The sequence below is a fragment of the Listeria cossartiae subsp. cossartiae genome, assembly GCF_014224155.1.
Taxonomy (GTDB): Bacteria; Bacillota; Bacilli; order Lactobacillales; family Listeriaceae; genus Listeria; species Listeria cossartiae.
Map to the genome: position 1 here is coordinate 38,271 of NZ_JAASUI010000006.1, position 12,596 is coordinate 50,866.

A 12,596-nucleotide genomic window follows, 5' to 3' on the forward strand; every position below is an offset into this window, starting at 1 on the left:
TTCTCTGTATCATACCATGCTTACTGCAAGTCTGCACTTTTATTTAGGATTTTTGTTGCTATAAATAAAAAAACTAGGAGTCAGCACGCGTGCCTCTTCCTAGCTTTTGAAAAATTATTTTTCCGCGTCAAACCAAATATCGTTTTGGTGACGTAGTTCGTTGGAGACACGTAATACTTTTAAACTTAAGTCAGCTAAGTATTCGTATGTATCTCGGTCGCTATGTTCGATAATTCTTGCAAACTCAGCTGCTTCAAATTGCATATCATTGGTAACTGTTTCACCAGCGAGTTCCGTTTCTTCTTTTGTTGCATTGTCGTAAAAAGTAATATGTTCAATTCCGGTAAGGGGATCCACGATTAGAGTTCCTTTTTGACCGTAAATTTCGCTTGGTAAGAAGGATTGGGAATTTTTTCCTTGAATGATTGTAACGTTGAATGTTGGGTATTCAAGAATGATTGGGCCAAGTCCATCTACGCCTGTTGGTAATTTAGTCGCGAAATAGGTCGCTTTGACGGGTTCACCGAATAAGGTAATCGCCGAGTAAAGCGGATATACTCCTAAATCTACAATGGAACCGCCAGAGAATTTTAAGGAGAAGATGTTTGGTTCTTCGCCGTTTAAAACTTGATCATATCTGGAGGAATATTTCATGTATGCAAGTGTTGCACCGTGGATGGTTCCCACTTTGTCGATGCTTTCTTGTAGACGTTTGAAGTTTGGTTCTTGGATGTGGCGAGCTGCTTCAAATAAAAAGACATTGTTTTCGCGAGCAATTTGGTGCGCATGCTCTAATTCTGCTACTGTGGAAAAAATTGGTTTTTCGACAATCACATGTTTTTTATTTTTCAGTAAGCTGACCGCGTGCTGATAATGAAGTGCATTAGGAGAAGCAATATAGACAGCATCACAAGCGTCTGATTGCCCCATTTCTTCAATATCGGTGAAGTAAGTCAACGCTCCATATTTTTCTCCAAATGCGCGTGCTTTTTCTTCTGTGCGCGAGTATACCGCCGTAAGATTCCATTCACCAGAATTAATTGCGCCTTCCATAAATGCGTCTGTAATCCAGTTCGTACCCATAATTCCAAGTTTCATTAGCCGACAACTCCTTTGATTTTATTTTAAGTATACCTTAAAACAAGGAAAAAAGCGTACTAATTGTTTGAAACAGATGGACCACTGATTCTAGTTGTATAGATTATTTCATTTTCGGCTTTTCCACCTTCGAGCAGCTCGACAAGTTTGTCAGCAGCCACTGCGCCCCATTTGTACTTCGAATATTCGATAGTCGCAAGGCGTGGCACTAAATACTCACTAATATCGGTATTATCAAAGCCGATAATTCGGACGTCTTTGCCGATTTCCAACTCTGTGCTCGCGAAATAACGATACATACCGATAGCCATATTATCATTTAAAGCGAATACGGACACGGGAGCTTTCCAATTTTTAGCGATAATCGCTGCTGCTTTTTCGCCGCTTTGTTCGGAAAAGTCGCCTTCGATAATATGCACTTTTTTATCACCAGAGCGGGCAAGTTCTTGTTTGGCCGTTTCGAGTCTAACTCTTGCATCGTACGAATCATCCGGACCGGTAATCACATAAAAATCACCTTTAAAATTAGTAGATAAATAATCAATTGCGAGTGTTGCCCCACCTTTATTATCTAGTAAAACTTGGCTCACATTTTCATGCGTAAGTTCCCGGTCGAGCACGACTAATTTATGGCCACGATTAGCATAATTAATAATTTCGCTCGACGGGAAATTCGCATCTAAAATAATAGCGCCATCAATCATTTTTTCGGGTAAAAATCGGTGTGTTTTCGTGCCACTGCAAGCGATGAGTTCATATCCGTGTTTATAGAGCGTTTGCGTTAAACCTTCTAGTAAAGTCCCGTAAAAAATCCCGCCGTAGTTCGTTAAATAGACGCCGATAATTTTTGTTTCTCTCGTTTTTAACGTTCGTGCTGCCATATTGGGAATATAATTCAATTCATTTGCGATGGTCATAATTCGTTTTCGCGTTTTTTCGGTCACTTTCGGGCTGCCATTAAGCGCGTAGGATACTGTTGAAATGGAAACCCCTGCCTTTTTCGCGATATCTTTAATTCCTACCACGTGAATCGCATCCTTTTCTGTTTTCTTTTATTATACACAAAACAACCTTACAGACGGTTATTTTTTTGAAATTTAATCGTGATTTGTGAACATTTTGTTGTTAAGCTCTTTTTCGGTAAAACGAGCGCTCCTGTACGGTATGCATTCGCTTCATTTTCAATAGGTTGTTTTTCGCCGTTCACCAAAATCCCGGCCTCATCTGCGCTTTCAAACGTGATATCTAGCGGGTAATTATCCAGTTCGATGTGGCATTCTAGCCCATCTAAATCTACTGGCAAAATCGGATCGAAAATGAGCGCTTGTTCTGTTTGGCGAATACCAAGAACCGAACTAATTAACTGATGTAAGTATATTCCTGGACCGCTCGAATAAATCCGCCAGCCGCCTTTCACAGGAATAGTCCCTTCTTTCACGCGACCGAACTCATTTTGTGCCTGATAACGATCTAAAAATGCGGCATCAGAACTACTGAAATACGTATTACTTTGGCGTAGCGCCGCGTTTGGTACGACTTCTTTAATATTGATTGGATTAATGATATCAAGCATATGCCAAGCCGAACTGTCGCCAACTTTTGCAAGTGCTTCGATATAGCGAATATGCGCATGGACGTATTGCAAACCAACTTCTCTGCCAAAATTTGCCGCTTGCTCGGCCCGTTTGAAATGCGTACTTACACCACCCGCATAATGCGCCGGTTCACTCATTAAACGCACACCATCCGGGTGAAGTAGATGTTCATCGATAATGTGAAAATTACGACTTGCTTGTTTTTTATCAACGAGCTCAGCAATCACGCTTCTTGTTAGTGGAATTAAGCGATACTTAATATTGGTTTCTTTATCGTCCGGATGAATCATCCAAACCGGCTCTTTTCCTTCTTCTAAATAAAGGAAGCCTGGAATGACATCGGTATTACCAGTCATATATTTAGTGAAATCCGCTTGAACACGTTTGGCTAATTCGCTATATTTGTCACCAACTGGTAAAAATGTGGCTAATCGTTTAAATGTTTGATAGGTTAGTGCCACTGTCCAACTGGAAACCATATTTTTCTTCAATTGCGCATTTGCAGGTTGAAGCGTATCGTCCCAGTCGCCATCACCGTAGTTAGAAAGCGCCGTTCCTTTCATAAAGCGGGCTTCGATTGTTTGTACAGCTAATTCAATATGCTCTAACAGCGTCCCTTTTTCAGTTGTGAATGTTTTCGATTCACGGTCAACAAATGGAATCGCTTCTTCGAGTATGCCCGTGTCCCCGCTCATTTCCAAATAATCACCAATAATTTTCAGCGGCCAAACAATCACATCGCCGTGACTTTCTTCTTGTTGAATTGATGTATATTTATCAAACATAAACCACTGCGGCCAGTCGCCAGTATCTCGGTATTGATGCGAAAAGATCGTTAACACTAGTTTGCGTAAAACAGCTTTGTTGCCAGTCGCAAGGAAAAATTCAAATGGTCCTTGGCTTACGTCACGGGTTCCCCAAGCTGCCCCACTATACTGTTCTAAACCGTGCGGCGATGCGTAATGAACGAGCATTTGGTGCGCATACCAATACACCGTTAAATTTAGTTTTTCCGCCGTTGTACTTTGATGGTTTAAATGGAATTGGGCGGTTAATTCGTCATAGCTCGCGCGAATTTCTTTGGTGGCTGCTTCTAAATCTTGGTCCTTCTCTGCAAACTCCTCTGTTAGTTTTGCTTGGACGTGAAAAGTTGCGCTATCTGCCGGTTCAAATACGAAAACGTCTAATCCAGCTGTCCCCGCATAATCTTTCGCAAAATAACTTTCGTCGGTGATGTCGTTATAACTACCATCCACGCGGAATTGAAGTGCCGGGTAAGTAGCTAAAATCGGTGAATCTGGTGATGGGAAATAAGTGACAGCGCCAGCTTTTATTTCTTTTTTCACCGTTGTGTCGTATTCATTCGTACCCATTGTAACTTGGTTAGTTAGCACCAATTTATAAGGATGGCCTTTTTCAGAATGGACGGTGACGAATGCCTCTTTGCTTGTAGCGGTTAAGGTCGTTTTTACGGTGATTAAATCATCATTCCACTGGTAATACCAAGTCGAGTAGTTCGTGCTCGTTTCCCACACAGATGGCACGCCGAGTGGTCGTAATTCACCGTTTTGTTCGATATAAATTCTTACACCGCTTGTTTGCAAAATGTTCAACGGATTGCGCGCATGGCTGTTCCATTTATTCATGTTCGTGTTACCAGCAACCAATTGCGATAAAAACGCACCGTACATGTAGGTGGTCGCCGAAAGAGTTGCCTCCGGGTTTAAAACATCCACTTTATCTAACAAAATGCTGCCATGTGGGCGTTCTAATTTGGCTTCTTTTTCACGCGTCACAACATGTGCATAGCTTGGCGTGAAAAAGGATAGCAGTGCGCCGTTTTGTTCTTCCTCTTGAATTCGGTCTGGGAAGTTCGCTTGTAGCCATTTTTCGGAAATTGGTTCGCCAGTAATGGCTGAACCGATATTTTTGTCGCGAATCGCTTTTTTACTCGGCTGATAGGCTTGAGCCGGAATGCTCGCTTTTATTTCAGCGATATTTCCGATCGGTGCTCCAGATGCTTTTGGTTGATTTTCAGTTGCATAGCCGTAAAAAGTGGTTTCTGCGTGACCTGAAAATGCTTCTGTTTGTAAGGAAATTTGCGCGAATTCATATTGGTATACGCGGTTTGGTAGTGATTTTTGCGCGAGTGCTGCTAGTTCACTCGTAATTTTATAATTGGTGCCATACATATCGAAACCATCTGTTGCATAGCCAATAATGTTCGTCAATGCGCCGATTTGGACTGCCGGAAAGCGATTGTTTTGCGGTTGATTTTGGCGAGCTTGAATCGTGAAACCAGTCGCGCCTTCTGTCACATGATAATCAATGTATTGCGACATATACGCTTCATTCGTCCGCACTGCCGCTTGTTCCGCAAGGCCTAAGTCTTGTAAATACACAAGATCAAAAGTTCCTGCGCCGTCCACTGTTACATCATAAAACCAGCCACGCGAATGAAATTGCATTTGCACCGTGTATTCGAACGGACCAACTCCCCCGCGATATTCAACACCATGCTCATTAAAACCGACTTCTGCATCTGCGGTTAAAAGCGGATAAGCCTCCACTTTATCAGCCAAATGCGCTCGTACATAAATTTGTGATAAGCGATTTTCTAACGGATTTTGAATGACTTGATTCAACATCATATCTTTTAATTTCAGCCAAGCAAGCTCCCCACTTGGATAAAATGCCGCCGACAAATCCGCTTTTTTAATTTCTTTTAATTTTGTCACAGATAGCCACCTACTTCCACTTCAAAAGCATCTACATCTTCGCTACTCGTCCCAACAAAAACGCGGTGAAGTCCCGGTTCCTGCACTTTTTCAAGTTGGTGGTTGTAGAAAGAAAATGCCTCGCTCGTTAATTCAAATGAAACTGTTTTTTCTTCGCCAGCTAAAAGCGCCACTTTTTCAAATGCTTTCAGTTCTTTGACCGGACGTGAAATGCTTGCTGTCACATCTTGCAAATACACTTGAATGACTTCTTTTCCAGCGATTTTACCCGTGTTTTTAATGGTTACTTCCACATGAAGCGACTCACCTAGAGCCAATTCTTTCGGAAGCTCCGCCGTTGTTAATTCAAATTCGCTATAACTTTTTCCGTAACCAAATGGATAAAATGGTTCATTTGGAATATCGAGATAATGCGATACGTAGCGCTCACCTTTATTTTCCGGTGTTTGTGGTCGACCAGTGCGTAAATGGTTATAGTAAACAGGAATTTGACCAGTCGTTTGCGGGAAGGACATCGCTAATTTTCCAGAAGGATTGCTTGCACCGCTTAATAAATCTGCAGTAACGCGGCCTGCTTCTGTCCCCGGGAACCATAATTCGAGAAGGGCATCACTGGCTTCTGCTAATTCTTTGACTTCTAGCGGTCTCCCATTAAACAAAGTGATAACTACCGGTTTCCCAAGCGTTTGCACAAATTTCGCCAAGTCGTATTGTGCTTCCGGCAAACGAATGGTTGCGAGACTTCCTGCTTCTCCGCCCCATTCATTTTTCTCACCTAGCGCAAGAACAACCACTTCTGCAAGGCGCACCGCTTCCTCAATCGAAGCTTTATCTTTCTCGGTAAATTCAGTATAATCCGTCGAAATAGTTGTCATCGTTTCAAATACTTCTCGTAAACCTGTTTCGACATTGATGCCATCTTTCTCTTCGCCGTATACATTCCAACCACCAAGAATATCAGGTGAGGTCGCAAGTGGACCAATTAGTGCCAATTTCGTCGTTTTAGCTAATGGAAGTAAATGATTTTTATTTTCTAATAACACGGCTGATTCCACCCCAGCAGCTCGTGCTTTCAGGCGACTTTCATCAGTTAAAATGTCGTCTGAACGATCGCTATTTTTCAAACCACGATACGGATCCTCAAAAAGTCCTAAATCATTTTTCAAATGTAACATCCGCAACACCGCTTCATCTAAAAGACTTTCAGCTAGTGTTCCTTCCTCAATCAAACCTTTCAATTCATGAATATAGCAAGTCGTCATCATTTCCAAATCAACGCCTGCTTCCATCGAAAATTGCGCTGCCTCTTTCGGATTTCTAGCAGTTCCGTGGTTAATCACTTCAGCAACCGCGCCCCAATCAGAAATAAGTACGCCGTCAAAATTCATTTCACCACGTAAAACATCGCGGTTCAGCCATTTGTTCATCGTCGCCGGAACCCCGTCCACCACATTAAATGCCGTCATGACTAATTTAGCACCTGCTTGGATTGCTGCGTTATAAGCGGCTAAATAATTTTGATATAGTTCGCGCGTAGACATATTGACCGTATTGTATTCCAGTCCAGCCTCCGCCGCCCCGTATGCCGCGAAATGTTTCACGCATGCAGCCATTCGTTCCATGTTTTCATCAAGCTTGCTCGCATCACCTTGATAACCAGCTACCATCGCTTTCCCAAGTTCACTATTTAAAAATGGATCCTCACCAGTTGATTCCATCACACGACCCCATCTCGGATCCCGTACTAAATCAAGCATTGGGGAGAAAGTGACATGATGCCCTTCTGCCGTTGCCTCGAATGCCGAAACTTCCGCCATCACACGAACCGTTTCTTGGTCAAACGAACAACCAAGTGCAAGTGGAATCGGAAAAACGGTTTTATAACCATGTATAACATCCGCCATAAACACAAGCGGAATTCCAAGTCGATTTGTTTTTAAATAAGCTTCTTGAATACCAATCATATCAAGCGCCGAACTTGATCCAAGTACCGAACCCGCATTTTCGGTTTGCGCATCCGTTAATTTCATTTCTTGAAGAAGTGGCCCTGTAAGTTCTGCATTTTTGTTTGTACCTTTAAAAAGAAAAGGGGAAAGTTGAAGACATTGGGCAATTTTTTCATCTAATGTCATTTGATTGACTAAATCTTGCACTTTTTCTTGTTTCATAGGAACCTCCTGAACACATTTTTCGAAACGTTTCTATTCAAATATAACAACAGTATAAGCGCTTTCTTTTCTTTAGTCAACCAAAAACGACATTCACATGGTTAAATGCTTCGATTTTCCAGTTTTTTCTATACTATCTCGTTTTCAAGAAAATCCATGTTCTAAAAAATTATTCACCGCAAACCATTGGTACATAAATAATCAGCCGCTATAAACAAAATTAAAATAGCAATTCACTTGAAACCGATTACATAATATACTATAATAACCTTGTCGAAACGTTTCTATAAAATATTGTGTATGTGAATTGATTTTCACAATTTGCTTCATCCCGTACGGCGCATAAGTTCCGTACAACAGTTTTTATTCTTTAACAGCTTTTAGTTAATCAAGTTGCTTTGAAAAAAACAAAAAAATGGAGGAAAAATCATGAAGAAAAAGATGTTTGTCGTTTTAGCTTTAGTGTTGTCGCTTAGTTTAGTATTAATGGCATGTGGCGGATCGAAGGACGATATGAATTCCAGCGATTCGAAAGTGTTAAATGTTTGGGCTATGGGAGATGAAGCCAAATCATTAAAAGAACTCGCACAAAAATTCACGAAAGACACTGGCATCGAAGTGAAAGTCCAAGTTATTCCTTGGGCAAATGCACATGATAAGTTACTTACAGCAGTCGCTTCCAAATCCGGCCCCGATGTAGTCCAAATGGGAACTACTTGGATGCCTGAATTCGTCGAAGCGGGCGCATTACTTGATATTACAAAAGACGTAGAAAAAAGTAAAAATATGAACTCTGATTTATTTTTCCCTGGTTCGGTAAAAACAACGCAATTTGATGGCAAAACATACGGTGTTCCGTGGTATGCAGAAACACGCGTATTATTCTACCGTACCGATTTACTGAAAAAAGTTGGTTATAACGAAGCACCAAAAACATGGGATGAACTTTCCGATGCTGCACTTAAACTTTCCAAACGCGGCAAAGATATGTATGGTTTTGCCATTGATCCAAACGAACAAACAACTGGTTTCATTTTTGGACGTCAAAACGGCTCCCCTCTTTTCGATAAAGACGGTACTCCTGTATTCAACAAAAAACCATTTGTTGATTCTGTCAGTTATTTAGAAAGCTTCATTAAAAACGGTTCTGCTCCAGACACTGACCTTGGTTTAGATGCGTCACAAAGCTTCGGCGGCGACGGAATCGTGCCAATGTTCATGAGTGGTCCGTGGATGGTTAATACACTGAAAGACACTGCCCCTGATATTGACGGAAAATGGGCAACTGCTGTATTACCTAAAAAAGAAAATAACGAATCAAGCTTAGGTGGCGCAAACCTTTCTATCTTCAAATATAGTAACAAAAAAGATGATGCCCTAAAATTCATGGACTACATGAGCCAACCTGACGTGCAATTATCTTGGTTGAAAGATACTAACTCGATGCCAGCTCGTATGGATGCTTGGGAAGACGATATGCTGAAAAACGACCCTTACTACAAAGTCTTCGGCGAACAAATGAAAACAGCTGAACCAATGCCACTTATCCCGCAATTTGAAGAAATCGCACAACTTTACGGAAAATCTTGGGAACAAATTTATCGCGGTGGCGCAGATGTACAAACACAAATGGATACATTTAACGATCAAGTAGAAACCCTTCTTAAAAAATAACGAATAAAAAGGGCAAATGATTCTAGTCTGCCATTTGCCCTTTTAGAATGGAACTGATGTTATGAAACAATTTCTAAATAAAAACACGCCATATTTGTTTATTTCGCCAGCACTGTTTTTACTTCTTCTGTTTTCCTTGCTTCCGATTTTGCTTGCTTTTGTCATTAGTTTTACAGATATCGATTTAGTCGGGCTTGCCGATTATTCTAAGATTAACTTTATTGGGATAGATAATTACGTCAATATAATGCAAGACCCGGTATTTTTAAAATCTATTTTTAACACGCTTTTCTATGTAATTATTGGCGTTCCACTGGTTATCGTTTGCTCGCTTGGTATTGCGCTGATGATTAACTTTTCGCAAGCGAAGATTTTCCAGTTTTTCCGGTTAATTTTCTATACACCTTCGATTACAAACGTTGTTGCTGTGGCCGTTGTTTGGAGTTACTTATATAATCCACGGTTTGGTTTACTTAACTATTTGCTTTCCTTTTTAGACCTCGGACCTGTTCCTTGGCTACAAGATCCTACGATTGCGAAAATTTCACTGATTATTCTTGCTGTGTGGCGGGCAATCGGTGTGAATATGATTATTTTCTTAGCGGCACTTCAAGGGATTCCGCGTGAATACTACGAAGCTGCCTCGCTTGACGGCGCCAATAGTCGTCAACAATTGTTTAAAATTACCGTACCGATGCTTCGATTTGCAATTTTCTTCGTAACTGTTACGACGATGATTGGTTGGTTGCAATTCTTCGAGGAACCGTTCGTTATGACGGAAGGCGGACCGCTCGATAGTACAAACTCAGTCGCCCTCTTTATTTATCAAAACGGTTTCCAATTAAGTAAATTTGGTTATGCCGCTGCCGGATCATTTATCTTGTTTATCGCGATTATTATTATCACGATTATCCAGTTCCGGATTCAGCGTAAAAATAATGGCGGGGATATTTAAGAGAGGAGTGTTATAAATGAATCAATATAGACAAAAATCGCGCGGCGCCCAAATTGCCGTAATTACAATTTTAACGGTCGGCGGATTCTTTATGATTTTACCGTTCATCTGGATGGTTCTCTCCTCTTTGAAAACGGATGCTGAAATTTTAAAAATCCCACCTACAATTTGGCCAGAAACATTTACACTGGATAATTTCACGAAGCTATTCACCGAGATGGACTTTGCTATTTACTTGAAAAATACGTTAATTATCGTGTTCTTCTCGTTTTTCGGTTTATTTTTAAATGCGATGGCGGGGTATGGCTTTGCTAAATTTAAATTTAAAGGGAAAAACAAGTTATTTTATCTCGTTCTTGCTACGATGATGATTCCCGGACAAGTAACGATGATTCCGGTTTATCTACTGCTTAATGCGGCTGGATTAACCAATACCATGACAGGGATTGTACTTCCTGGACTAGTTGGTGCTTTTGGGATTTTCTTATTCCGCCAATTTATGTCCACCATTTCCGACGATTTACTAGAAGCAGCTCGACTTGATGGTGCTAGTGAATTTTATATTTTCTGGCGGATCGTTATTCCGATTTCCCGCCCAGTGCTTGCAGTCCAAGGAATTCTCACTTTTATCGCTGGTTGGAACTCGTTCTTATGGCCGTTAATCATTGCCAACGACGAAAAATTCTACACCCTATCAGTAGGGCTTCAACTTCTAAAAGGGCAATACGGCAGCAACTACGCGTTACAAATGGCTGGCGCAACCTTCATGGTTATTCCAATCATCTTGATTTTCATGACTTTCCAAAAATATATTTTAAAAGGCTTCAATGTTTCTGGAATGAAATAATTGGGCAAAAAAAAGAGCTTATTCCTTTTTCAGGATAAGCTCTTTTTCTATTATGGTAAAAACGTTTCGCCCATTAAGTAAAAGTCTACTTCACGAGCCGCTTCTCTTCCTTCTGCAATCGCGGTTACGACTAAACTTTGACCATGACGTGCATCCCCGCAAGCAAACACGCCTTCTTCACTCGTACGATAAAATCCTTTAGCAGCATCAATCGTATGACGGTCTGTTTTTCCTACACCAAAATTCGTGAAAATATCTTCGGTCGTACCAGCAAAACCAATAGCGATTAAAACCATATCAACGTCAAAATATTTTTCGCTTCCTTCAACCGGCGTATACGTTCTAGCAGCCTTATCTTCCACTACTTCTACCGTATGAAGACCAACAAGATTCCCTGCTGTGTCTTTTTCGAAAGAAGTGGTATTGATGAGGTATTCACGCGGATCCCTTCCGTAGACCGCTTCTGCTTCTTCGTGTGCATAGTCCATTTTGAATACACGTGGATATTGCGGCCAAGGGTTTTCACCATCGCGTAGTTCTGGAAGTTTGTCTTGAATACCGAACTGGTAAATACTTTTAGCGCCCTGTCTAAGCGCAGTTGCCACACAGTCAGCACCAGTATCACCGCCACCGATAATTACGACATTTTTTCCTTTAGCAGAGAGTGTTTGCACCCCGCCATTATCCAAATTGTCGCGCGTACTTTGTGTTAAATACGGCACAGCGAAGTGAATACCAGTCGCATCACGTCCAGCAAGTGGGATATCACGTGCGTTACCAGCTCCTGTTGCAAGAACAATCGAGTCATACTCTGCTCGCAGCTCTTCAAAAGTCACATCTGTACCAGCGGCAACACCAGTCACAAATTCAATGCCTTCTTCTGCCATCAAATTTACTCGACGTGTTACTTGCTCTTTTTCGAGTTTCATAGTTGGAATGCCGTACATTAATAAACCGCCAACTCGGTCACTTTTTTCAATGACCGTTACGTTATGACCAGCTTTATTCAATTGATCGGCACAAGCCAGCCCCGCAGGACCAGAACCAATCACAGCAATTCGTTTACCTGTGCGTTTTTTAGGAGGAGCTGGTTTAATCCACCCTTCTTCAAAACCGCGGTCGATAATCGCTTTTTCAATTGATTTAATTCCTACTGCGGGTTCTGAAATTGCTACTGTACAGCCACCTTCACACGGCGCCGGACAAATCCGTCCAGTAAACTCCGGAAAGTTATTTGTTTTTAATAACAGTTGTAATGCTTCGTACCAATCACCCCGGTAAACTGCATCGTTCCACTCTGGAATTAAATTATGCAGTGGACAACCTGATACGCCATTTTTAATTTCCATGCCAACGCTACAAAACGGTACACCGCAATCCATACAACGTGCAGCTTGTAATGTTAAGTCCGCTGTCGGCATTGGTAAACTATATTCATTCCAGTCACGCGTCCGACTTTTCGGATCGCGTCCTGGCGAAGGGATTCGGTCATATTCCATAAATCCAGTTGCTTTTCCCATG

8 protein-coding genes are annotated in these 12,596 nt (G+C 41.4%); 3 read left to right on the plus strand and 5 right to left on the minus strand.

The features are described from left to right. Positions 1-114: 114 nt before the first annotated feature. The 4 genes from HCJ30_RS13650 to HCJ30_RS13665 are packed head-to-tail and all read right to left on the minus strand — an operon-like array spanning position 115 to position 7,599. Positions 115-1,098, minus strand: a complete 984-nt coding sequence (locus tag HCJ30_RS13650; RefSeq protein ID WP_185392658.1) for a Gfo/Idh/MocA family protein — start codon at positions 1,096-1,098, stop codon at positions 115-117. Positions 1,099-1,157: 59 nt separating this feature from the next. Next, complete coding sequence (locus tag HCJ30_RS13655; RefSeq protein WP_185392660.1) at positions 1,158-2,123, minus strand: LacI family DNA-binding transcriptional regulator; 966 nt, start codon at positions 2,121-2,123, stop codon at positions 1,158-1,160. A gap of 47 nt (positions 2,124-2,170) precedes the next feature. After that, positions 2,171-5,431: a glycoside hydrolase family 94 protein gene (locus HCJ30_RS13660; protein WP_185392662.1), complete on the minus strand. Its 3,261-nt coding sequence runs from the start codon at positions 5,429-5,431 to the stop codon at positions 2,171-2,173. Further along, positions 5,428-7,599, minus strand: a complete 2,172-nt coding sequence (locus tag HCJ30_RS13665) for a glycoside hydrolase family 3 N-terminal domain-containing protein (RefSeq protein ID WP_185392664.1) — start codon at positions 7,597-7,599, stop codon at positions 5,428-5,430. The genes HCJ30_RS13660 and HCJ30_RS13665 overlap by 4 nt, the downstream gene beginning before the upstream one ends. 429 nt (positions 7,600-8,028) lie before the next feature. Here HCJ30_RS13665 and HCJ30_RS13670 point away from each other — a divergent pair, with 429 nt between their 5' ends. The 3 genes from HCJ30_RS13670 to HCJ30_RS13680 all read left to right on the plus strand — a co-directional run bounded on the left by HCJ30_RS13670 (position 8,029) and on the right by HCJ30_RS13680 (position 11,075). Beyond that, positions 8,029-9,273, plus strand: a complete 1,245-nt coding sequence (locus HCJ30_RS13670; protein WP_185392666.1) for a sugar ABC transporter substrate-binding protein — start codon at positions 8,029-8,031, stop codon at positions 9,271-9,273. A 61-nt stretch (positions 9,274-9,334) separates the two neighbouring features. Next, positions 9,335-10,228 (plus strand): carbohydrate ABC transporter permease, encoded by an 894-nt coding sequence (locus tag HCJ30_RS13675; RefSeq protein WP_185392668.1) that lies wholly within the window; start codon positions 9,335-9,337, stop codon positions 10,226-10,228. A 16-nt stretch (positions 10,229-10,244) separates the two neighbouring features. Continuing rightward, positions 10,245-11,075 carry a carbohydrate ABC transporter permease gene (locus tag HCJ30_RS13680; protein WP_003722209.1) on the plus strand — a complete coding sequence of 277 codons (831 nt, stop codon included), beginning with the start codon at positions 10,245-10,247 and terminating at the stop codon, positions 11,073-11,075. Positions 11,076-11,125: 50 nt separating this feature from the next. Here the strand turns inward: HCJ30_RS13680 and HCJ30_RS13685 are convergent, their stop codons facing one another. After that, positions 11,126-12,595: a glutamate synthase subunit beta gene (locus tag HCJ30_RS13685; protein ID WP_185392670.1), complete on the minus strand. Its 1,470-nt coding sequence runs from the start codon at positions 12,593-12,595 to the stop codon at positions 11,126-11,128. Position 12,596 lies beyond the last annotated feature (1 nt).